The organism is Dyella sp. C9 (genome assembly GCF_003332825.1).
Classification (GTDB): domain Bacteria; phylum Pseudomonadota; class Gammaproteobacteria; order Xanthomonadales; family Rhodanobacteraceae; genus Dyella.
In genome coordinates this window covers 216,321-240,307 of the sequence record NZ_QIRF01000005.1, presented here as the reverse complement: position 1 = coordinate 240,307, position 23,987 = coordinate 216,321, and the positions used below count along the sequence as shown (strand labels likewise).

At 66.4% G+C, this 23,987-nt stretch carries 14 protein-coding genes; 10 read left to right on the top strand and 4 right to left on the bottom strand.

The window, feature by feature from the left end; translation table 11 throughout:
- The first annotated feature begins 1 nt into the window (after window position 1).
- From DVU99_RS09480 to DVU99_RS09440, 9 genes are all read left to right on the top strand, one after another.
- Window positions 2-784, top strand: coding sequence for an RNA polymerase sigma factor FliA (locus tag DVU99_RS09480; protein ID WP_114239959.1), 783 nt, complete (start codon window positions 2-4; stop codon window positions 782-784).
- 106 nt (window positions 785-890) lie between these two features.
- Complete coding sequence (cheY, locus tag DVU99_RS09475; RefSeq protein WP_114239958.1) at window positions 891-1,298, top strand: chemotaxis response regulator CheY; 408 nt, start codon at window positions 891-893, stop codon at window positions 1,296-1,298.
- Window positions 1,295-1,933: a protein phosphatase CheZ gene (locus tag DVU99_RS09470; protein WP_114239957.1), complete on the top strand. Its 639-nt coding sequence runs from the start codon at window positions 1,295-1,297 to the stop codon at window positions 1,931-1,933. Before cheY ends, DVU99_RS09470 begins: the two co-directional genes overlap by 4 nt.
- A 22-nt stretch (window positions 1,934-1,955) precedes the next feature.
- Window positions 1,956-3,935 carry a chemotaxis protein CheA gene (locus DVU99_RS09465; RefSeq protein ID WP_114239956.1) on the top strand — a complete coding sequence of 660 codons (1,980 nt, stop codon included), beginning with the start codon at window positions 1,956-1,958 and terminating at the stop codon, window positions 3,933-3,935.
- Window position 3,936: 1 nt separating this feature from the next.
- Entirely contained in the window at window positions 3,937-4,677 is a 741-nt protein-coding gene (locus tag DVU99_RS09460; RefSeq protein WP_114239955.1) for a flagellar motor protein, read from the top strand.
- 10 nt (window positions 4,678-4,687) lie between these two features.
- Window positions 4,688-5,776, top strand: coding sequence for a flagellar motor protein MotD (motD, locus tag DVU99_RS09455; RefSeq protein ID WP_114239954.1), 1,089 nt, complete (start codon window positions 4,688-4,690; stop codon window positions 5,774-5,776).
- A 43-nt stretch (window positions 5,777-5,819) separates the two neighbouring features.
- Window positions 5,820-6,290 carry a chemotaxis protein CheW gene (locus DVU99_RS09450; RefSeq protein WP_232823534.1) on the top strand — a complete coding sequence of 157 codons (471 nt, stop codon included), beginning with the start codon at window positions 5,820-5,822 and terminating at the stop codon, window positions 6,288-6,290.
- A 132-nt stretch (window positions 6,291-6,422) separates the two neighbouring features.
- Window positions 6,423-8,339: an AI-2E family transporter gene (locus DVU99_RS09445; protein WP_114239953.1), complete on the top strand. Its 1,917-nt coding sequence runs from the start codon at window positions 6,423-6,425 to the stop codon at window positions 8,337-8,339.
- Window positions 8,340-8,429: 90 nt separating this feature from the next.
- Entirely contained in the window at window positions 8,430-9,113 is a 684-nt protein-coding gene (locus DVU99_RS09440) for a pyridoxamine 5'-phosphate oxidase family protein (protein WP_114239952.1), read from the top strand.
- A gap of 51 nt (window positions 9,114-9,164) precedes the next feature.
- On the opposite strand, the gene DVU99_RS09435 is transcribed toward DVU99_RS09440, so the two are convergent.
- Window positions 9,165-9,914 (bottom strand): SDR family oxidoreductase, encoded by a 750-nt coding sequence (locus tag DVU99_RS09435; RefSeq protein ID WP_114239951.1) that lies wholly within the window; start codon window positions 9,912-9,914, stop codon window positions 9,165-9,167.
- A gap of 107 nt (window positions 9,915-10,021) precedes the next feature.
- Here DVU99_RS09435 and DVU99_RS09430 point away from each other — a divergent pair, with 107 nt between their 5' ends.
- Window positions 10,022-10,942: a LysR family transcriptional regulator gene (locus DVU99_RS09430; protein WP_114239996.1), complete on the top strand. Its 921-nt coding sequence runs from the start codon at window positions 10,022-10,024 to the stop codon at window positions 10,940-10,942.
- Window positions 10,943-11,027: 85 nt separating this feature from the next.
- Here the strand turns inward: DVU99_RS09430 and DVU99_RS19720 are convergent, their stop codons facing one another.
- The 3 genes from DVU99_RS19720 to DVU99_RS09415 form a co-directional block, all read right to left on the bottom strand.
- The gene (locus tag DVU99_RS19720) at window positions 11,028-11,324 is read right to left on the bottom strand and encodes a hypothetical protein (RefSeq protein ID WP_157971393.1); all 297 of its coding nucleotides are present in this window, start codon (window positions 11,322-11,324) and stop codon (window positions 11,028-11,030) included.
- Between the two features lie 326 nt (window positions 11,325-11,650).
- Window positions 11,651-13,354 carry a ShlB/FhaC/HecB family hemolysin secretion/activation protein gene (locus DVU99_RS09420; protein WP_232823533.1) on the bottom strand — a complete coding sequence of 568 codons (1,704 nt, stop codon included), beginning with the start codon at window positions 13,352-13,354 and terminating at the stop codon, window positions 11,651-11,653.
- A 59-nt stretch (window positions 13,355-13,413) separates the two neighbouring features.
- Window positions 13,414-23,790: a YDG domain-containing protein gene (locus DVU99_RS09415; RefSeq protein WP_114239949.1), complete on the bottom strand. Its 10,377-nt coding sequence runs from the start codon at window positions 23,788-23,790 to the stop codon at window positions 13,414-13,416.
- Window positions 23,791-23,987 lie beyond the last annotated feature (197 nt).

Below are 23,987 nucleotides of genomic sequence, written 5' to 3'. Positions count from 1 at the left end.
GATGAGCGTGGCTTCCGAATACCTGCAACTGCAAAAGCAGAGTGCCGACGAACTGGTTCGCCAGCACGCGCCGCTCGTGCGTCGAATTGCCTATCACCTGATGGGCAGGTTGCCGCCGAGCGTGGACGTGAGCGACCTGATCCAGGCGGGCATGATCGGGCTGCTGGAAGCTGCGCGAAATTTCACCACAGGACGCAACGCGAGCTTCGAGACGTTTGCGGGTATCCGCATCCGTGGCGCCATGCTCGACGAGCTGCGGCGCACCGACTGGACCCCCCGTTCGGTGCACCGCAAGGTTCGCGAGATGGCCGAGGTGGTGCGCCAGATCGAGATTGAAACCGGCGCCGATGCCGATGACGTCGAAGTGATGCGGCGGCTGGGCATGGCGGCGGAGGAGTACCACCAGGTGCTGGCCGACGCGGCGAGTGCGCGCCTACTCAGCTTGTCGGCGCCGGACGATGCCGACGGCGGTGCGGCGTTCGATGTGGCCGATGGCGAAAGCCTGGGGCCGCAGGACAGCGTCGAGCACAACGGCATGCGCGAGGCGCTGATCGAGGCCATCGGCGGCTTGCCCGAGCGCGAGCAGCTGGTGATGTCGCTGTATTACGAGGAGGAGCTGAACCTCAAAGAGATCGGCGCCGTACTCGGCGTCACCGAATCGCGGGTCTGCCAGATCCACGGCCAAGCCATCGTGCGCCTGCGGGCACGCATGAGCGGCTGGCACGAGGACCAGGCCGAAGCCGCGCCGGTACGCAAGCAACGCAAGGGAACGAAGGGCGGGTAGCGCAGGCGCAGACCCGACAGCGTGGCGATCGGTCGTCGCGCCGGCGCAACCCATCCCCGTTCCTGACCATGACATCCAGGACACACACGCTCAGCGGAGAAAGCGTTTGGACAAGAACATGAAAATCCTCGTGGTGGACGATTTCTCCACCATGCGGCGCATCGTACGTAACCTGTTGGTCGAGCTCGGTTTCAGCAACAGCCTGATCCAGGAAGCCGACGATGGCGAGAGCGCGCTGGCGCAGCTGCGCAGCACCTCGTTCGACATGGTCGTCACCGACTGGAACATGCCGAACATGACCGGCATCGACCTGCTGCGCGCGATCCGCGCCGAGCCGGCGCTCAAGGGCCTGCCGGTGCTGATGGTCACGGCCGAGAACAACCGAGACCAGATCATCGCCGCCGCCCAGGCCGGCGTGAATGGCTACATCGTCAAGCCGTTCACCGCCGCGATCCTGCAGGAAAAGCTGTCCAAGATCTTCGAGCGCCTAGCCGCCAGCGGAGCCACCGCATGAATGCCCAAGTCTCTCTGATGTCCAGCGGCGCCCTGCCGCCGGAGCTGCACGACCTGCTCAACAGCACCGACGGCGCCGCCTTCGAGCAGGCGCTGGACGTGCTGGTGCGCGAGCGCGAGCACCGCCTGTTCCGCGCGCTGGGCCTGCTGGCCCGCGACCTGCACGACGCCGTGCGCCGCCTTGGCGGTGACCTGGCGCAGGAAGGCGTGCCGGGCAGCGTCGCCGACGCACGCCAGCACCTGCAGGACGTGCTGGAGATGAGTTCGCAGGCCGCCCATCGCACGCTCGATTTCGCCGAGCGCATGCGTCCGCAGGCCGAGGCGGTGGCTGCCAATGCCGCCGCCGTGATCGACGGTACCGCCGCGGGCGACGTCGCCCACCTGTTGGCCGAGCAGGCGCAGAGCTTCGCCATCGATTGCCGCGACGGCCTGGCCGATTTCGTGGTGGCGCAGTCCTGGCAGGACCTGTCCGGCCAGCGCATCAAGAAGGTGGTCAATTTCATCGGCAGCGTGGAGAGCTCGCTGCTGGAGTTGGTGAGCCTCACCGGCGCACTGGCCGGCGAAGCCACCGCCGGCCCGGTCAAGGTGACCAGCCAGGACGAAGCCGATCGTCTCCTGAGCGAATTCGGATTCTGAGTTTTAGGAGCAGGCCCTGAGTATGGATCCCACGCTGGACAGCGAGCTGCGCAATGATTTCCTGGTGGAAGCCGGGGAGCTGGTGCAGCGCCTGGGCGATCAGCTGATCGGCCTGGAGGCCTCGCCGCGCGACGCCGACCTGTTGAACGCGGTATTCCGCGCGTTCCATACGGTGAAGGGCGGAGCCGGGTTTCTCGCCATCGAGCCGATGGTGCAGCTGTGCCATCACGCCGAGGATCTGCTCAACGTGGCCCGCAACGGCCAGCTGGTGATCGATGCGGCGCGCATGGACGCGTTGCTCGAGGCCCTGGACCTGCTCAACGACATGCTGGCCGCACTGGCCGGCGGCAGCGCGATGAGCATGCCGCCATCGGGCCTGTTGCAGCGGCTCAGTCCGGGCGGCGCTGCCACGCCGCCGCCAGCCCCCAAGCCGGTCGCCGCGCCGGTGGCAGCGCCACCGGCCGACGGCAGCATCGACGATTCGGAATTCGAGGCGCTGCTGGACAGCCTTTACGGCAACGGCGGCGCGCCGGGTGCACCGGCGGCTTCGGCATCCTCCTCCGGCGGCATCAGCGAGGATGAATTCGAAGCCTTGCTGGACAACCTGCACGGCAAGGGCTCCGCGCCCGGTGGTGCGTCGGCGGCGCCGGCCCCAGCGGCACCCGCGGGCAGCATCAGCGACGACGAGTTCGAGGCCTTGCTGGACAACCTGCACGGCAAGGGCTCCGCTCCCGGCGCCGGCACTGCCGCCGCGGCACCCGCGCCGGTTCCGGCACCTGCACCGGCACCGGCCTCCGCGCCGGCGGCCAAACACGCCGCACCGGCACCGGAAGCCACCGTGCGCGTGGACACCGCGCGCCTGGATGCCCTGGTGCATCGCGCCGGCGAACTGGTGCTGGTGCGCAACCGCCTGCTCAGCCTCGCCGCCCGCCACGGTGACGAAACCCTGGCGCTTGCCGCCAGCGAACTGGACCGCGTGGCCGATGCACTGCAGAACGCCGTGCTCGGCATGCGCATGCAGCCGGTCGGCCGCCTGTTCCAGCGCTTCCCCCGCATCGTGCGTGACCTGTCGCGCCAGCTCGGCAAGGAAGTGGAGCTGGTGCAGGAAGGCGAGGGCACCGACCTGGACCGCAGCCTGGTCGAGGCGCTGGCCGACCCGATGGTGCACCTGATCCGCAACGCGCTCGACCACGGCCTGGAAATGCCAGAGGACCGCGAGCGCGCCGGCAAGCCGCGCAAGGGTACGGTCACCCTGGGCGCCAGCCAGCGCGGCGAGCGCATCGTCATCACCGTGTCCGACGACGGCCGCGGCATGAACCCCGATGTCCTGCGCCGCAAGGCGGTGGAAAAGGGCGTGATCGACGAGGCCCAGGCCGCGCGCCTGAGCGAAAACGAATGCTATGAACTGATCTTCCGCCCCGGCTTCAGCACGGCCGCCACTGTCTCGGACATCTCCGGCCGCGGCGTGGGCATGGACGTGGTCAAGACCCGCGTGGCCGAACTGGGCGGCACCCTGCAGGTGCGCTCGCAGCTGGGTCGCGGCAGCACGCTGGAACTGGCGGTGCCGCTGACGCTGGCGATCCAGCGTGTGCTGATGGTGCGCGTGGGCGGACGCCTGCTGGCGTTGCCGCTGAGCAACGTCGAGGAAGTGTTCGAGCTGTCGCCCGGCCAGAAGCAGCAGCTGGATGGACGCGTGGTGGCCGCGCACCGCGGTCGCGCGCTGGCGCTGGCCGACCTCGGCGGCTGGGTGGGCGTGGGCGGACCTTCCGGCGGCCACGTAGTGGTGCTGCACATCGGCCATCTGCGCCTGGGCTGCCTGGTGCACGAAGTGCTGGGCCGCGAGGACGTGATGGTGAAACCGCTGGGTCCGCTGTGCGAGGGCGGGCCCGCGGTGGCGGGCGCCACCGTCACCGGCGACGGTCGCCTGGCGCTGGTGATGGACCTGGCCGGCCTCGCGGGTGGCGATGGCCAACTTCTTCCTTCTCTTCGGGTAAGCACCTGACATGGACCTGGTAAGTCTCATCGGCACGATCCTGGCCTTCGTGGTCGTGATCGTCGGCACCATCCTCAAGGGCTCCAGCGTGGAAGCGCTGTGGAATCCGGCCGCCTTCGTCATCGTGTTCCTCGGCACCGTGGCCGCGCTGCTGGTGCAGAACCCGGGCAAGGTGCTCAAGCATGCGCTGGCGATGTTCCCGATGGTGTACAAGCCGCCGCAACACCAGCCGTCCGACCTGATCAGCCGCATCGTGGGCTGGAGCGAGATCTCGCGCCGCCAGGGCCTGCTCGGCCTGGAGCCGCAGATCGACTCGGAAAGCGACACCTTCGTGCGCAAGGGCCTGCAGCTGCTGGTGGACGGCAGCGAGCCGGACGCCATCCGCGGCGTGCTCGAGGTGGAAGTGGATGCACGCGAGCACACCGACATGGCCGCGGCCAAGGTGTTCGAGAACGCCGGCATCTTCTCGCCCACCATGGGCATCATCGGCGCGGTGATGGGCCTGATGGCGGTGATGCAGAACCTGGCCGACCCCAGCAAGCTCGGCCACGGCATCGCTGCCGCCTTCGTGGCCACCATCTATGGCGTGGCGCTGGCCAACCTGCTGATGCTGCCGATGTCGGCGCGCCTGAAGGGCCTGATCCACAAGCAGACGCAGATGCGCGAGATCCTCATCGAGGGCCTGGTGGCCATCGCCGAGGGCTCCAACCCGCGCCAGATCGAAGCCAAGCTGCAGGGCTACCTGCCGTAAGGACGCCGACGTGAGAAAGAAGAAACACCACGAGGATCACGTCAATCACGAGGCATGGGCCATCCCCTACGCCGACCTGATGACGTTGCTGCTCGCCTTCTTCGTGGTGATGTATGCGGTCTCGGTGGTGAACGAGGGTAAGTACCGCGTGATGTCCGAGTCGATCATCGAGGCGTTCAACGGCTCCAGCCACGTGATCGCCCCGATGCCGCAGGCCAAGGTGCAGCCGCACAACGTCGATCCGGCCATGGCCTCGCCGCCGGGCCAGCCGGGTGCCGCCACGGTGGCGGTGAGCGTTCCGATTCCGCAGCGCCCCTCGCCGGTGCGCGCGGTGGATGCGCGCGTGGCGCTGGAACGCATCCAGCAGCGCAACCTGGAGATGATCCGCGACCAGGTGAAGCGCGCGCTGCAGCCGCTGATCGACAAGGACATGGTGGTGGTGCGCAAGACCACCAGCTGGCTGGAGATCGAGCTGCGTACCGACATCCTGTTTTCCAGCGGCGTGGCCAGGCTGTCCGATCCGGCCGAGGGCGTGCTCAACGAGATCGCCGGCATCCTCAAGCCGTTCACCAACCCGGTGCGCATCGAGGGTTACACCGATGACCGGCCGATCAACACCGCCTTGTATCCGTCCAACTGGGAACTGTCGGCGGCCCGCGCGGCCAGCGTGGCGCGCCTGTTCTCGGAGCAGGGCATCGATCCCTCGCGGCTGGGCATCGTCGGCTGGAGCGAATACCGTCCCAGCGCCGACAACACCACCGAAGACGGTCGCAACCACAACCGCCGCGTGCTGGTGGTGGTGCTCAGCGACGAGAATGCACCCAAGCGCTTCTACCAGGATGCCGCGCACGCCACCCAGATGGCCGACAACGACGACGCCAGCGCGACGCCCGCGGTTGCCGCCACGGCCGGCGTGCCCGCGGGCACCTTGCCAGCGATGCCGGTGATCACCCGGGCGGACGGCGCCACCCCGCCGGTGAACCAGGTGATGCTGGCCCGTCCGGCCAATACCCCCAGCGCAGCTGCCGCGCCCACCGGAGCGGCGGCCACCCTCACCGTAACCGCATCGCGCGCCACACCGCCCGAACACGGGCCGTAAGGCGCGCGGCGATCTGCCGGCGCATCGCCGGGGAGTGCCGTCCTTGACCACGATCCAGAACCTCATCGCCGACGAACGCTGGCTGTCCTTCCGCCTTGGCGCGCAGATGTACGCTGCGCCGCTCACCCAGGTCAGCGAAGTGATCCGCGACGGCGAGCTGACGCCGGTGCCCGGTGCGGCCGACGACCTGCTCGGCATCCGCCACCTGCGTGGCCGCATCGTGCCGGTGCTCGATGGCCGGCAGCGGCTCGGCCTGCCGGGCGAGAACGAGGGCGACCCGGCCGACGTGCGCCTGGTCATGCTGTCTTACGGGCCGCACCTGGTGGGCCTGCGTGTGGATGCGGTGGGCGACATCGTTACGCCCGGCAAGGCGGGCATCACGCCGCCGCCGCCGGGTGGCGCCGATCGCAAGGACGACCCCGTGCACGGCGTGATGCCATGGCAGGGCGGTTTCGTCGCCTTGCTCGACGTGCGGCAGCTGTGCCGCCTGCCGCTGGAAAGCGAAGCGGCCTGATCGCCGCTGGTTGGGCGGGATGCGAACCGCGTGCACGCCATGATGATGGCGTGAGGCTATGCTTTGCGGGCCGTGAGCCGGGTCGTGCGCCGTGCTGATGTGCCCTGGCATAGAAGGACGAGGAGGTCGCCCATGTCGTCGGTTCCCCCCGCTTCGCCCGTAACGTCGGCGGCGCAGCGTGCACTCACCATCGTGGCTGCCGGCACTGTGCTGGCCTTGCTGTACTTCGGGCGCGAAGTGCTGGTGCCGATCGTGCTGGCGTTTTTCCTCAGCCTGCTGATGGCGCCGTGGGTGCGCCTGTATCGGCGCATCGGGCTGGGACACGGGCCCTCGGTGTTGATCGCGGTGCTGGCGCTGGTGGTGACCGTCTCGCTGCTGATGACGGTGATCGGATCGCAGATGCTGCACACGGTGCGCAGCCTGCCGCAGTACGAGGCGACCATCCACGCCAAGGTGCAGACCCTGCGCTCGCTCACGGTGGGGCGGCTGGATTTCGTGCGCGGTGAAGTGGGGCGGGTAATGGACCAGTCCGACGGGCACACCGCGCCGGTGTTTCCCACCGTGTATTCCGGCGTGACCGCCGCGCCGCCGGCAGCGGCGGCACAGACCCATGAGCACACGCCTTCCACCCCGATGGACGTGATGACGCGCGTGGTATCCACGGCATGGATACCGCTGCAGACCGCGGGCATCGTGCTGGTGGTGCTGGTGTTCGTGCTGCTGGAGCATGAGTCGCTGCGCGACCGCTTCATCCGCCTTGCGGGTGGTTCGGACCTGCGCGCCACCACCGCGGCGATCAACGATGCGGGCGAGCGCCTGTCGCGCTTCTTCCTGTCCACCTTCTCGGTGAACTTTGGCGTGGGCGTGGCGGTATGGCTGGGGCTTACCGTGATCGGCGTGCCCAACGCGCCGATGTGGGGCACGCTTACTGCTGCGATGCGCTTCGTGCCCTATGTCGGCGTGTGGCTGGTGGCGGCACTGGTGGCGGTGTTCGCCGCCGCGGTGGTGCCCGGGTGGGAACTGCTGGTGCTGACGCTGGTGCTGTACGGGGTGATCGAGCTGGTGGTGGCGCAGCTGATCGAGCCGTTCCTGTACGGCCACACCACCGGGCTCTCGCCGCTGGCCGTGGTGGTATCGGCCATTTTCTGGAGCTGGCTGTGGGGCCCGGTGGGCCTGCTGATGTCCACGCCGCTCACGCTGTGCCTGGTGGTGGCCGGTCGCCACGTGAAGGCGCTGGACCTGCTCAATGTGATGTTGGGCGACGCGCCCGCGCTGACCATGCCGCAGCGCCTTTACCAGCGCGCGCTGTCCGGCGACTCGGAGGAGATCATTGGCGAGGCGCGGGTGTTCCTCAAGCGCAAGAGCTTCGCCAACTACTGCGATGCGGTACTGCTGCCGGCCATGCAGCTGGCGCGGGCCGACCTGCGCCAGGGCAACATCAATCGCGAACAGCAGGCCACCGTGCGCAAGGTGATCGTGGCAGTGGTCGAGTCGATCAGCGGCGAGAGCCGCAAATGGGCGCGCCGCCGGCACCGCAGCTCGGTGCTGGAGGAAAGCTCGATCGGCCGCCAGCTGCGCCGCCAGCGCGAGGACGTGAGCGGGCGCTGGCAGGGGCCGCTCAAAGTGGAGCCCGGCTCCATCGTGCTGTGCGTGGGCCTGGGCTCGATGGGCGATGACCTTGCCACCGAAATGCTCACGCGCATCCTGCGCGACCTGCATATCGACGCGCGGCACGTGTCCGCCGAGGACTTCGCGGCGTTCGCCGCCGAACCGCATCCGGAGCTCACCCCCAACGCGGTATCCATCGCCTACATCGTCAGTACCGATCCCGAGAAGGAACGCGCTGATTGCGAGACCCTGGCCAGCGACCTGCGCCATCGCATGCCCGATGGATCGGTGATTGCGGTGATGCTGCCCGAACTGCTGACGCCGCGCGATCCCACCCTGAGCAGCGGCAGCAACCTCAGCGAGGTGGCCTACTCGTTGGAAGAAGCCGCGCAGCAGGCCATCGCGCGGTTTCCGGAAGGCAATCCGGTGGCTGCTTCCTGAACGACCGCCGCCGGCACGTACGGAAGGATCAGGAAAGGCCGCCGGGATGAAATCCCGTCACGGACTCGGCCGTGGCGAGGGGGGCCTTTCATGTCGGAAACAACAGCGGAGCAGGCCGACTGCTTCCCCAGGAGCGAGCGCAGCCGCATCCGGCGCGAACCCCAACTGGGCAGCTACCGGCGCGAGGACGTGCACGCCGTGGTGGACGCGGCGCCGCTGTGCCACATCGGCTACGTGATCGACGGGGCACCGTTCGTGACGCCCACCATGCACTGGCGCAAGGGCGACCGGCTGTACTGGCACGGTTCGATCGGCAGCCGTTTCCTGCGCCAGGTGGACGGCAAGCCGGCCTGCGTCACCTGCAGCCTGGTCGATGGCTATGTGCTGGCCCGTTCGGCGCTGAATCATGCGGTGAACTACCGCTCGGCCATGCTGTTCGGCACGGCACACGTGATCGAGGATCTCCAAGCCAGGGCGGAAGCCTTGCGCGCATTCACCGACGGCTTGTTTCCCGGACGCTGGGACACGCTGCGTCCCATGACCGAGAAGGAAGTGCGCGCCACCGCCGTGCTCTGGATGGACATCGAGGAGGCCACGGTGAAGGTGCGCACCGGTCCGCCCTCGGATGTCGACGAAGCCCACGTGCCGGTGTGGGCCGGCGTGATACCCCTGCGAACCACGCTGGGCGCCGCCATCCCGGCGCCCGAACTGCCCGGCGACATGGCGTTGCCGGGCGCGCTGCAACAGTTGATCGATTCCGGGCGGCTGCGCTGATGGTGCAGCGCTGCCGCCACCTGGCCCTACAGGAGGGCCAGGTGGCGCATCTCACAGCTGGCTCATGCCGCCGTCGACCACCACTTCGGTGCCCACGATGAAGGACGATTCGCGCGCGGTGAGATGCAGCACGGTAGCGGCGATTTCCTCCGGCGTGCCGAAGCGCCCCAGCGGGATCTGTGCCTGGATCTGTCCGGCGACCGCCTCCAGCGCGGCGGCGTCCACTCCAAGCTTGTTGTAGATCGGCGTACTCACCGGCCCGGGGCTCACCACGTTCACGCGTACGCCGCGTGGCAGCAGTTCGGCCGACAGCGTGCGCGCGAGGCTGACCAGGGCCGCCTTGCTCGCCGCGTACACCGAGGTATCGGGCATGCCGATATGCGCATTGATCGAACCGTTGATGACGATGGCCGCGCCAGGGTTGAGCAGGGGCAGCAGGGCCTGCAGCTGGAAGTAGGGGCCTTTCACGTTGGTGTCGAAGATCTGGTTCCACAGGGCTTCGTCTGCGTTTTCCAGCGAGGCGAACTTGGCGACGCCCGCGTTGATGAATACTGCATCCAGCCGAACGGCGCGTTCCGCCAGTTCGCCGGCCAGCGCCCTGGCGTCGGCCAGCGAACCCGCATCGCTACGCAGCGCGATGGCCTTCGGGCCGATCGCATCGGCCGCTTGAGCAAGTGCCTGGGTGTCGCGGCCGGTGATCACCACGCGGGCGCCCTCGGCGGCATAGGCCTTGGCGGCGGCCAGGCCGATGCCGCTGTTGCCGCCGGTCACGAGTACGGTCTTGTCTGCAAAACGGTTCATGGTGTGTGCTCCGAAAGAGGTTTGGGGTGGGAACGGGGAGCATGCTGCGCCCGGCCGCGGGCTTTGCCGTACCATGGCGTCGGTGCACACGTTCGAAGGTGTCGAACATGTTGTCAGACGACGAATTGGCCTTGCTTCAGGCCATCCAGAGCCGAGGAAGCCTCTCCCGCGCGGCCCAGTTGCTGGGCAAGGCGCCCTCGACCGTTTCGCATGCGGCGCGCCAGCTCGAGGCCCGGTTCGACGCGCTGCTGTTCGATCGCCGGCGCTATCGCATGCAGCTCACGCCCGCTGGGCAGTTGCTGGCGCAGGAGTCGGCACGCCTGGCGCAGGATGTCTCGCGGCTGACCCGCCGGGTCAGGCAGGTGGCCGGAGGCTGGGAAGACCGCCTGTGGATCGTCACCGACGAGATCCTGGAATTCGAGACCCTGCTGCCGGTGATCCGTGCGTTCGATGCGCTGAATTCCGGCGTGTTGCTGCGGGTTACCCACGAGGTGCTCAATGGCACCTGGGAGGCGCTGCGCGACGGACGGGCCGACCTGGTCATCGGTGCCACCAACGCGCCGCCCGGCATTCCCGACTTGCGCTGGACCGAACTGGGCGTGATGGACTGGGTCTTCGCGGTGTCGCCGCGTCATCCCCTGGCCAAGGCCAGCGAGCCGCTGGAGCAGGATCAATTGCTGCCTTATCGTGCCGTGGTGGTGGCCGATACCGCGCGTGGCCTGGACAGCCGGAGCTTTGGCGTCGCCGGAGGCCAGGCCACGCTCGCGGTGCCGGGCATGCGCGCCAAGATCCTGGCCCAGCGCGAGGGCCTGGGCGTGGGCTGGCTGCCGCGCCAGCGCGTGCAATCGCTGCTCAAGCGGGGCGAACTGGTGGAAAGGTGCATGGCGGCGCCGCGCGACCCCAACCGTCTCTACGTGGGCTGGCGGGGAAGCCACCCTGGCAGGGCACTGGACTGGTGGCTGGAACAACTGCGCCAGCCACGACTGGCGAAAAAGCTGTTGCAGGGCGTCGACGTGTGGAACCGCTGAGGCATCGGCGATGCGTGATCCGTGAGCCCGCGGTCCGCCGCGTTGTGGACAACGGAATCGCCGCCAGCAAGAGCGAACGGCGGAATTACAGCCGCGCCACCGTCACCGTGGCGTGCTCCAGCGACAGTACATGGGGCTCGGCGTCGGTTAAGGCCTCCGAGGCGCTGCCCCCGTGGCCGTCGTCGTAGCGGAACTGCAGCGTGAGGTCACCCGTCGGGGCGGTTTGCACGGTCAGTGCGAAACGAAGGTTGCCCACCGTGTCGCTGATCTCGCGGCCGTTCGCCGCGAGCACGGTGGCATCGTCGACGGCGCCGGTGAGCTGGTTGCGCACGGTGACCCTCACCGCGGCCACGGCCTGCGGCCTGACCGGATCGCGGCGCACGGCATAAGGGCCAGCGCTGGCGAGGCATCGGCTGAAGGCCGGGCTGTGCAAGTCGCAACGCACAGCCGATGCCGCATCAGCCGGAATGGCCCCGCCATCGGCAGGGGGGAGAACCGTCAGCTCAGCCGCATACCCGAACACCGGGATGCCGAGCCAGATCAACAAAGCTGCGGTGCGTAAGGCTACTGTCATACCGTCCTCGACCAAGGGTGCGGGTGGCGCGGCCTGTGCGGCCCACGCCACCCCTACCGAACTGCATCGGCAGGAACGGTCCGCTCTTGAATGGACGACAGCTGCGCCGCGAGTCGCGCGGCGCCCCGGAGGGGCTAGTAGAAGCCCTTGCGCACCTCGAACCAGAAGCGTGCAAACGCGGGCGAGGCGGTGCTGCCCAGCAGCTGAGGTGTGTTGCCGATGGGCACGCCCACGTTGGACGCCACGATCCATCCGCCGGCGCCGCTCCAGTGGAAGCCCACGCCCACGCTGTTCAGGCGTGCGCTGTTGGGGCCGGCGAGGAAGTCGTTCTTGTAGGGCTGGATGCGGCCACTGTCAGCAAACACCGAGAACTGCCATCTGCCGGGGAACAGCGCGATGCTGGTGTCATGGCGGTATTCGATGGTTGCGAGGTTGCCTTCAGCCCCTGCGAGCACGCTGACCTCATAGCCGCGCACGCTGTCGGGGCCCCCCAGGTAGAACTGCTCGGACGAGTCGAGGTTCTTGTTGGCGTGCTGCCCCAGGAAACCCAGGTAGAACGCGTTGGTGGGGTTGAGTTGCTGCAGCCGCGAGATCGAATAGGTGATTTTGGTATAGCTGCCCGCGGTTTGCGCGCCCAGGTAGTCGATGAGTTCGGTCTGGAAATTGTCCAGGTACAGGTGGCCATAGGTGGCCGACACGCGTGCGTTGGTGATGCCGGTCGAGTCCAGCTGGTCGCCGGCAAGGGTGGCGGTCCAGCTGTTGCTGTGGCGATGGTTTTCCAGGTCGATGATGTCGATGTCGTCGTAGAGCCGGCGATGGTCGTACTCCACCTGCAGGTACAGGTTGCCCCGCGTATTGCGGATGATCGGCTGCGCCAGCGTCGCCCCTCGGACAGTCGCCGTGCCGTGGGCATCGAGGTCGGACAGGTCGTCCTTCAATTTGTAGTCGAGGCCTGAGACGGTAGCGCCCACCGTGGTTCCCCATCCGTTGAGCAGGAAGCGGTAATCCACCCGCCCGTATTTCATGCCGCTGCCCGAGGTCACGCCACTGACGGTAAACACGTCGCCGTGATGGAACAGCCCGTTGACGCTGAAATCGCCATCGGCGCGCACGGGGTCGGTATACGTGTTGCCATAGTTGTCGAGACCGATTTCACCGGTGTAGCGAGGCTGCGGCGTCACGTCGACCGCAAGGTCGGACGTACCCACGGCCTCGCCCGGACGCAGCGTGGAATTGACCGTTGCGCCGGGAATATCCGACATCAACAACAGCGATCGCTCCAGCGAATACTCGGTGACGGGCTGGCCCGACTGCAGCGGGGAAATCGTGCTGCCAAGCAGGCTGTTGCTGACCGTGCTGCGGTTGTTCACCGTCACGTTGCCGTAGCGCGCCTCGGCCACGTCGATGCGTACCACGCCATCCTTGATGGTCTGCGCCGGCACGTAGGCGGTGGCCAGAGGGTAGCCGCGCTTGTGATAGGCGTCGCTGATCCGGTCGGCCAGCGCGTTGAGATCGCGTAGCGTGAGGTTTTTGCCCTCGCCGTCGGCCACCAGCGCGTGAAGCATGTCGGTGGGCAGTTCGGTATTGCCGGTGATCTGGATCGTGCGCACCAGGAACGTCGTGGTGTTGTCCGCCTGGTTCTGCTTCTGCTGTGGCTCCACGGTGAGCCCGAGGTTGGAGGGCGGCGGCTGCGTGCTCGGCTTGGGTACTTCCTGCAGGATCTGGCCGCTGTTGGGTGGCGTCCGCACCTGCGCGTGGGCCGCGCCAGCGCCCATCGCCAGCGACAGGGCCACGCACAGGGGAGCTATCCGGACAGCGTTGCGACGCATCGGGGTCATAAGCACAAGCCTTGGCTATCGGTTGTTGTTATGTGGCACGGCATGTTCCAGCGGGTCCGTCACGGCATGGCATTCGCAGGCAGCCTCACACCGCCATCGACCACGCTGACCGGGAGCCTGGATGGGAAGTCCGATCGACTGCGGTTGCGTTCAAGCGGATGGTCCGCCTCCTGCTTCTGGTTGCCGGTGTAGCCACCCTGGGCATTTGGGTCTGCGGTGCCGTAAGGCGTGGCCACGTCGGACGGGCTCAACAGGTTCTGCGTGCTGGCAAGCAGGCCTGTGGGAACAAACGGTGTTGGCGTGATCGGGGCCGTGATGTCGGCCGTGAGGTCGGTGGGCTGCACCAGTACATAGTTGCCGGCGTCGGCTCCGCTGATGGTCATGCTGGTGTTGACCGGCTTGTCGTTGCCCACATTGGGATCGTTGAAGTTGCCCGTAGTGTCGTTCCCCAGCGTCACGCTGTCGGTGCCCAGCACGCCGGCAAGTGTGGAGCCGCTCAGGTTGTCGACGGTGGTGCCGTCATAGGGCCGGTTGCTGGTCGTGGTGCCCGTCACGGTGAGCGTGGCGGGCGTGATGGTCACCCAGTCATAGCCGCCGGCGAGCGTATAGTTGCTGGCCAGCGCCGTGCCGTTGCCGGTAAGGATGTAGCCATTGAGGCCGCCGGCCGCAAAGGGCTGGTCGGTGCCGACGTCCTTGGTGGACAGCATGCCAAGCCCGCTGAGCGTGAGCGTTTCGCCATTCACGCCCTGCAACACGCCGCTGTTGCCAAACAGGCTGGCCGCCGCATTGGTGGTGGCGTCATAGACGCGTATGCCGGTGAGATTGAGCACGACCGGCGTGATGTTGGCCTGCGTGCTTGCCGCGTTGTTGAAGGTGTAGTTGCCGGCATCCGCACCGCTGGCAGTGATGCCGCTGACCGCGATGGGAATGTTGTTGCCGGCGTTGGGGCTGCTGAACTGAGCCGACTGGTCGCTGAGCGTGATCTGGTCACCCGGGACGATGCCCGACGATGCCAAGTTTACCGTGGCGGAGGTGTTGCCGTCGTAGGTCTTGTTCTGGCCGGTAGCGCTGATGGTGATGGCCAATGGCGTGATGGTGACCCAGTCGATGCCGCCACCCAGCGTGTAATTGCTGGCCAGCGTGCTGCCGTTGCCAGCGAGCGTGAAGCCGGAGAGCCCGCCCGATGCAAAGGGTTGTTGCTGCCCCACGTTCTTCGTCGCCAGGGTGCCGCTTCCGCCGAGGGTCAGCGTCTGGCCGTCGATGCCGGTCAGCAGGCCCTGGGTGCCGAACAGGTTGGCCGCCGCGTCGGTAGCACCGTCGTAGGTGCGCGTGCCGGTGAGGCTCAGTATCACCGGAAGGATGTTGCCCCTGAGTATCGCGGTGGGGCTGTAGGTGTAGTTGCCGATATCCGAACCGTTGCCGACGATGGACGTCACCAGTACGGGTATGTTGTCGCCGGCGTTGGGTGTCACAAAGTTGGCAGCGCCATAAGTGAAGCTGGCACTGTCGCCGGGGAGCAGGCCGGTGACTGTCAGCCCGCCCACGGTGGCTGCGGTGCTGGTGTCGTAGGTCTTGTCCTGTACGGTCGCGCTCAAGGTCAACGCCAGTGGGGTGATGGTTACCCAGTCGATGCCGCCGGCCAGCGTATAGTTGCTGGCGCTTGCGCCGCCATTGCCGGTAAGCGTGAAGCCGCTGAGGCCGTTGGTGGCGAATGGCACTTCGCTGCCGGCGTTCTTGGAAGACAGGGTGCCCGTGCCGCTCAAGGTCAGGGTCTGTCCGTCGACACCCTGGATGACGCCGTTGTTGCCGAACAGGATGGCACTGGCGTTGGTGGTGCCGTCGTAGGGCCGGATGCCGGTCAGGTTGAGGATGGCCGGCGTGATGTTGGCGCTGGTGCTCATCGCGTTGACGAAGCTGTAGTTGCCCGCATCCGCGCCGCTTCCGGTGATGCCGGTGACCAGGATCGGTATGCCGTTGCCGACGTTGGGGTTGGTGAAGTTGGCGGCGGCAAAATTGAAGCTCACGTCGTCGCCGGCAAGCACGCCGGTCTCGCCCAGCGTCACCCGCGCCTCGGTAGTGCCGTCGTAGACCTTGTTCTGCCCGGTGGCGGTCAGCGTGATGGCCAGCGGTGTGATGGTCACCCAGTCGATGCCGCCCGCCAGCGTGTAGTTGCTGGCCAGGGCCGAGCCGTCGCCGGTGAGGGTGTATCCGTCGAGGCCGCCGGAGGCGAACGGCTGTTCGTTGCCAACGTTCTTGGTGGACAGCGTGCCAGTGCCACTGAGCGTAAGCGTCTCGCCGTTCACGCCGGTCAGCACGCCAGCGTTGCCGAACAGGCCGGCAGCGGCCTGGGTGGTGCCGTCGTACACGCGCGTGCCGGTCAGGTTGAGGATGTAGGCGGTGATGTTGGCGCTGGTGCTCGCCGTGCCGGCGAACGTGTAGTTGCCGATATCGGTACCGTTGCCGCTGATGCCGGTGACGCTGATGGGGATGTTGGCACCCACGTTCGGGTTGGCGAAGGTAGCGCTGCCGTAATAAAACGTGGCGTTGTCGCCAGGAACGACGCCGCTCACATCGAGGTCCACCGTGGCGGCCGTGGTGCCGTCGTAGACCTTGTCCTGGCCAATGGCGTCGACGGTGAGCGTCTTGCGGGTGATGGTCACCCAGGCGGTGCCGCCGATGAAGGTGTAGTTGCTGGCCAACGCCGAGCCGTCGCCGGTAAGGGTGAAGCCATTGAGGCCATCGTAGGCAAACGGACGCGCCAGTCCTGCATTCTTGCTCGCCAGCGTACCAACGCCGGTAAGCGTGAGTGTCTCGCCGTTGACGCCGGTGAGCACGCCATCGTTGCCGAACAGGCTGGCATCGGCATCGGTGGTGCCGTCGTACACGCGATAGCCGTGCAGGTTGAGGATGTACGGGGTGATGTTCGCGCTGGTGGTGGTCGTGGTGTTGACGGTGTAGTCGCCAGCATCGGTGCCGCTTACGCTGATGCCGGAGACATTGATCGGAACGCTCGTGCCGACGTTGGGATCGGTGAAGTTCGCCGAGCCGTAGCTGAAAGTCAGGCTGTCGCCGCCCAGCACGCCGCTGCTGGCCAGGTTGACCGTTGCGGCCGTGGTCCCGTCGTACATCTTGTTCTGGCCGGTGGCGGTCACGGTGATTGCCAGCGGCGTGATCGTCACCCAGTCGATGCCGCCGGCCAACGTGTAGTTGCTGGCCAGCGCGGTGCCGTTGCCTTGCAGCGAGAAGCCGGTGAGGCCACCGGTGGCGAAGGGGATCTGGTTGCCTACGTCCTTGGACGAAAGCGTGCCGGTGCCGCTGAGCGTCAGGGTCTCGCCATCGACGCCGTTGATGACGCCGTTGTTGCCAAAGAGGCTGGCGATGGCACTGGTACTGCCGTCATACACGCGCACGCCGGTCAGGTTGAGCACGGCGGGTGTGATGTTGGCATTGGCGGTGGCCGTGTTGTTGAAGCTGTAGTTGCCGGCGTCGGTGCCACTGCCGGTGATGCCGCTGACGTTGATCGGGACGGCCGTGCCCACATTGGGGCTGGTGAAGCTGGCCGAGCCGTAGTTGAAGCTCACGCTGTCGCCGCTGAGGATGCCGGTGCTGGCCAGGGTTACCGTGGCGGCGGTGGTGCCGTCGTAGACCTTGTTCTGTCCGGTGGCGTCCACTGTGATGGGCCGCTGCGTGATCGTGCCGGTCAGGCCGGTGGGTTGCACCAGCACGTAGTTGCCGGCATCGGTGCCGCTGATGGTCATCGTGGCGGCCGTCACTGCCTTGCCGGTGCCCGCATTCTTGTCGCTGAAGGTGCCGCTGGTGTCGTTGCCCAGCGTCACCGCATCCGACTGCAGGATGCCCGAAAGCGTGGCACCGCTGAGGGTCGCTGCCGTGGTGGCGTCATAGACCTTGGTGTCCACCGTGGTATCGATGACGGTGAGCGTTGCCGGCGTCACGGTTACCCAATCGGTGCCACCGACCAGGGTGTAGTTGCTGGCCAGGGCGCCATCGATGCCTGTCAGCGTAAAGCCGCTCAGGCCATTGCTGGCGAAGGGCTTCTGAGTGCCCACGTTTTTGTCGGCCAGCTCTCCCGTGCCCGACAGCGTCAGCGTCTGGCCGGCGACCCCGGTCAGCGTGCCGTTGCTGCCGAACAGGCTGGCATCGGCGTCGGCGAGTGCGTCGTATACACGGCTGCCCTGCAGGTTGAGCACATACGGCGTGATGTCGGCCGTGGTCGAGGCCGTGGTGTTGAGCAGCGTGTAGTTGGACGCATCGGTGCCCGTGGCGCTGATGCCGGCAACGTTCACCGTGATGCCATTGCCGACGTTCGACTGCGTGAAATTGGCCGAGGTGCTGGTGAAGCTGATGTCGTCGCCCGCCACCACGCCGGGGCTGTTCAGATTGACCGTGGCATTGGTGGTGGCGTCGTAGACCTTGTTGATGCCGCTGGCATCGACGGTGATGCCCAGCGCGTAGATGTCCGCCACGATGCCCGTGGGCTGCACCAGCACGTAGTTGCCGGAATCCGTGCCGCTCAGGGTCATGCTGGTGGTGACCGGCTTGTCGGTACCGACATTCTTGTCGTTGAACTGACCGTACTGGTCGTTGGCCAGGGTGACCTGGTCACTGCCGAGCACGCCTTCCAGCACCGAGTTGTGCAGGGTGGCCGTGGTAGTGCCGTCGTAGACCTTGCTGTCGGCAATGGTGTCGGCGACGGTCAGGGTGGCCGGCGTGATGGTGACCCAGTCGGTGCCACCGGCCAGACTGTAGTTGGTGACCTTGGCGGTGCCGTTGGCGGTGAGCGTGAAGCCGTCCAGGCCGTCGGTGGCAAAGGGCTTCTGGTTGCCTACGTTCTTGTCCACCAGTAGGCCGGTGCCGGAAAGCGTCAGGGTTTCGCCATTGGCCCCGCTGAGTACGCCGTCGTTGCCGAACAGCGTGGCGTCGGCGTCGGCCGTGGTGTCGTAAACGCGGCTACCGGTGAGGTTGAGGATGAACGGCGTAATGTTGGCCGCCGTCTGCGCAGTCGAGTTGAGCAGCGTGTAGTTGCCCGCGTCCGCGCCGGTGGCGCCGATGCCGAGCACGTTGATGGTGATGTTGTTGCCGACATCGGCCTGCGTGAAATTGGCCGAGGTGTCGGTAAAGGTGATGTTGTCGCCCGCCACCACGCCCGGGCTGCTCATGGTCACGTTGGCCGTAGTGGTGCCGTCGTAGACCTTGTTGATGCCCTGGGCATAAACCGTGATGCCAAGCGCGGTGATGTCGGCCGTGATGCCCGTGGGCTGCACCAGCGTGTAATTGCCCGCATCGGTGCCCGAGATGGTCATGCTGGTGGACACCGGCTTGTCGGTGCCGACGTTCTTGTTGTTGAAGTTGCCGGTGGTGTCGTTGCCAAGCACGACGTCGTCGCTGCCTATCACGCCAAACAGCAGAGCGTTGGACAAGGCTGCAGTGGTGGTGCCGTCGTAGACCTTGTTGGCTGCCGTGGTATTGAGCACGGTGAGTACGGCCGGGGTGATGGTGACCCAGTCGGTGCCACCGGTCAGCGTGTAGTTGCTGGCCAGTCCGGTGCCATTGGAAAGAGCCAGCGTGCCAAGGTTGGCGAAGGGCACCTGGAAGCCGACGTTCTTGCTGGTCAATACGCCCGAGCCGCTCAGGGTGAGGGTCTCGCCGTTGACGCCGTCGACGAGTTCGCCATTGGCGAAGATGCTGGCATCGGCACCCGTCGTCGCGTCATACACACGGGTACCGGTGAGGTTGATGACCGCAGGCGTGATCTCGCCGTGGACGCCTGTGACCAGCTGCGGCAGCTGGTAATTGGAAAGGATCGTCCCCGAGCCAGCCACATAGTCGGAGATCTCCAGCGTCGCCTGCAGGCCGATGTTGGTGCCGACATTGGGGGACAGGTAATTGCTGGATGCAGCCTGCGTGACGGTGGCGCTCTGGCTGCCGACGAAGCCGGTAATGGTGTAATCGGACGGACTGAGCGTGACCGAGGTGGTGCCGTCGTACTGTTTGATCGGGTTGCCGGTGATCTCCACCGTCAGCGGTGCCGGGGTGATGTTGGCGGTCAGGCCCGAGGGCTGGACCAGGGTGTAGTTGCCCAGCTGCGCGCCGGCAAGCGTGAATCCGCTGGTGCGTACCAGCAGGTTGTTGCCGACATTGGCAGTGATGAACGACCCGGTGGACTGAGCCGCCAGCAGCGAGACCTGGTCGGTTCCAAGCACGCCCGAGAGCGTGGCACCCGTGGCATTGATCGTGGCGAGCGTGGTGCCGTCGTAGACCTTGTTGTTCGCCACCGCCCCGACCACGTAGAGCGGTGCGGGCGTGATATTGGCTGACAGTCCCGCGATCGGCTGCAGTGCATAGTTGCCGGCCGCGCTGCCTGAGATGCTGAACCCGCTCGCGGTGACCGCGATGCCGGTGCCCACGTTCGCGCTGGCAAAGGTGCCGGTGGTGGAGGTGTTGAGCGTGACGTCGCCGACATCGGTACCCACCAGGCCGGCCAATGTGGCCGTGCTCACATCCAGCGTGTCGGCCGTGGTGGTGTCGTAGACCTTGTTGGTGGCGTAGGCATTGATGATGTACAGCGGCGCCTGGGTGATCGTGCCCATTCCGGAGGCCATGGTGGCCAGGGTGTAGTTGGTGAGCAGGGTGCCGGCGTTGGCGGTGTAGTTGCTTGGTACCAATGGACCGGAGACGAGCCAGTTGCCGGCGTTCGCACTGGAGTAGTTGAATTGCGTGCTCGGCGTGATCGTCGCGCCCTCGCCACTCACGAAACCCTCGATCTGGAAGTTGGAGCTTCCCAGCCGTGCCGTGTTGTCGCCGTTATAGACCTTGGTCGGGTTGTTGATGATGTCGACGATGAGCGTGGCCGGGATGATCGTGCCCGTGCCATAGGCGTTGACGGGGAATGTGTAGTTGTTGAGGTCGGTGCCGGGCCCGGCGGTGAGGTCCGCCATGGTCAACGTGGCCGACACCGGCTGGGTGCCGGCGTTCTTGCTGGCGTACTGACCGGTGATGGTTTGCGACACCACGGCGCTGTCGGTACCCACGAAGCCGCTCAGGGTGAAATCGTTTGGCGCGATGGTGGCGACGGTGGTGCCGTCATAGGTCTTGGACGGGTTGTTGATGATGTCGGCATTGAGGCCGGCGCTGATCGGCTTGGGCACGATGGTGCCGAGGCCGATGGCGGTGCTCGGCAGCACATAGTTGGACAGCAGGGTGCCCGCGCCGGCCGAGAAGTCCGTCGAGTCCAGCGACGCCGTGACGCCCTGGAAGCCCACGTTGGGCGTCGCGTACTCGCCCGTGGCGGGTACGGGGCTCAGGTTCACTGTTTCGCCCGGCACCACGCCCACGACCGCGTAGTTGCTCGACGTGAGGAAAGCGGTGTTGTCGCCGTCGTACTGTTTAGTGGGATTGTTGACGATGTTCACCAGCAGCGGGGCCGGATCGATGATGCCGCTCGGGCTGGAGATGGTGGTCTGGAATGTGTAGTTGGAGATCGACGTGCCCGCAGCCGGCGTGAAGTCGGACGGAGCGAGCGTGGCCGTCACCGGAATACCGGTGCCGGCATTGGGTGTGGCGTAGACCACGTTGCCCTGGGTGAGGGTGGCGCTCTGGCCATCGACAAATCCGGTGACCGTGAAGTAGGTATCGTCCAGCACCGCCGTGACGCTGCCGTCGTAGACCTTCTCAGGGTCCTTCAGCAGTGTGATGGTCAAGGGCGCAGGCGTGATGTCGGCCGTCACGCCGGCCAGTGCCGCAAGGGTGTAGTTGCCCGCGGCCGAACCGCCCAGGGTCATCCCGGAGGCGGATACGCGCAGGTTGTTGCCCACGTCGGACTGGCTGAAATTGCCGGTGGCGCCGGTGGTCGACAGGGTCACATTGCCAGCATCCGAGGGTATGACACCGGAAATGCTCGCGTCGCCGAGGTTGAGCGAAGCGACGGTGGTGGCGTCGTAAACCTTGTTGTTGGCGGTAACGCCGGTGATGGTCAGCTGCTTGGGCGTGATGTCGGCGGTGAGGTAGAGCGGCACGATGATCTGGTAGTCGACGGCCTTGGCGCCGGTCAGCACGAACCCGCTGGGTATCACCGAGATGTCGGTGCCGACGTTGGGCGTCGTGAAGTTGCCCACGGCCGAGGTCGAGCTCAGGCCCACCTGTCCCACATCGCCGCTGATGACGCCGTACAAGGCGGCGTCGCTGGTATTGAGCGTGGCGGCGGTGGTGCCGTCATACACCTTGTCGTTGGCCAGCAATCCGCTGATCTGCACGGGCGCCGGGTTGATCGTGCCGGGGCCGGTGGCGGAGGCCGGCAAGGTGTAGTTGGAAAGCAGGGTGCCGCTGTTGGCGACGAAATTGGTCGAGGTGAAGGTCGCGGTGATCGGGATATCGGTACCCGCGGTGGCGGTGCTGTAGTTGACCGAGCTTGCCTGGTTGACGGTGGCGCCCTGGCCGAGCACGAAGCCGGTGAAGCTGTAGTTGATGGACGTCAGCGAGGCCGCGGCGGAGCCATCGTAGGTCTTGGTCGGGTTGTTGATGATGGTGGCGGTCAGGGGCGCGGGCGTGATGGTGCCGATGGCCGAACTCGATGGCGTGCCCGTGGCGCGGTAGCCATACACGGGAATGGTTCCCGTGGAATCCATGAAGGTGACCTGGGCGACCGAGGTCGGGGAGTTGACCACGATCTGCGTGCCTGCGTTGGCCGTGGCATAGGAGCCGGTGGCGGCCGTGATCTTGTCGCCGTTGACCAGTCCGGTCACCAGCAGGTTGGCGCCGGTGAGATTGGCGACGGTGGTGCCGTCATAGACCTTGCTGACGGTACCGGTCAGTCCGGTGTAGTTGACCACCGGCGCGAGCGTATAGAGAAAGCCATTGCCGGAGGCCACCGGCTGGTCGGGATAGGTGGTGTTGTACTGGATGAAGTCGGGTGTCAGTCCGCCCGTGGTGTTGAGCGTGGGGTTGGTGGAGTAGATCAGCCACGGTGACGATGTGCCGGTACTCACCGCAGCGCTACCCGCGTTGTTCACGAAATTGGCCGACGTGGTGAGGATCACGCCTGCGCCGCCTACGATCGACGCTCCCGAGGCAATCGTCAGGTTGGCGCCATTGGCCTGCATCGTGACCGCACCCGCGCCGTTGATCGCCGCATTGACGTTGATGGCGTTGAGGGCTTCCAGCGTGAGGTTGGCCGCAGCGTTGGTCCAGCTGATCGGCGCATTGACATTGATGTCGCCCGCACCGGGCGACTGCACGCCATCACCGGTGGTACCGTCGGCGGTGGTCTGTTCGATGACGCTGGTGCCACCCTGCAGCGTGGAGGAGATCGCGGTAGCCGCGGCCGGGTCGATGGTCAGGTCGGTGGGGTCCACCAGCCAACTGCCGGCGCGCCCGTGCGGTGCGGCCGCCGTTACCTGGGCATCCGCGGCGAGATGGAATTGCGCCGCCGAGGTCTCGATGGAGCCACCGTCGCCACCGTTCGGGGCGCTGGCGTCGAGCGTGCCGGCGACATTGACCACGCCGGCCTGCATGCCACCGAGCAAGGTGATGGTGCCATCGTGATTCTCCACCGTCTGCGCGCGAATCTTGCCGGTATTGTTCACCGCGCTGGCCAGCAGGGTATTTTGCGCTCCCGCCGTCATGATGACGTGGCCACCGTCGGCCACCAGCAGCTGGCGATTCTCCGCCAGGTTGTTAAGCGTGCTGGCGGCCACCTGCACATGCACCAGTTGTGCGTTGTCGAAGGTGAGCGTGACCGCGCTGCCGCCCGCGAGTGCCACGGTGCCCAGGTGCGCGCTGATGGCACCCTGGTTGGATACCTGGTTGGCGAGCAGCGCCGCATAGCCGCCGTTGGCGGCGGTAATGGCGCCCTGGTTGACGATGCTGCCCTTGCCAGGGCCGCTGAACGAGACACTGTTGCCGCCAAGGCCATTGGCGGCAACGTCGAGCGTGGAAGCGACGATGCCGCCCACGTTCACCTGGGCACTAGGCCCGAACAGAATGCCGCTGGGATTGATCAGCCACACCTGCCCGTTGGCATTGAGGCGGCCATAGATGTCGCTCGGCGTGGTGCTGAGTATGCGGTTGACCGCAATCGCACTGGCGCTGGGCTGGAGAAAATCGACGGTCGCGTCCTGGCTGAGATTGAAGCTCTGCCAGTTCAGTTGCAGCGTGGGGCTGCTCTGCTGGATGGTGGTCGTATCGCCCGATTGCTGGATGCGGCCCACGCCGTCGGTGATTTGTCCGCCGCTGGGGTTGGTGCCCGCGTAGGCTCCCGTGACCACCAACAGGGACGCCGCGAGCAATGACAGCGCCAGCAAGCGCTTGTGTGTTTTGGTGCGGGTGCGGGTGACGCCTGCAGACCAGGCGCTCGCCAGTTCCGATGCAACGACCCATTGCCCGATGGAGCGATTCCAGCACAGCCTGTAGATATGGTTCATGGCGCCACGTCCCTTGTTCAGGATGACTCCAACGCGCTCGATTCCCCACCAACTTAGTACCCGATGCCGCGTCTAGCCGACGCAAAAAAATTGCGTGAACATCGGGTCGCGAGAGCACAGTCGCTGCGTGAAGATGAAGTCGATGCCGTGCGAGGTCGCGTGGCGGGCAGCAGCCCACATGGCCCATCGCGCTCTCA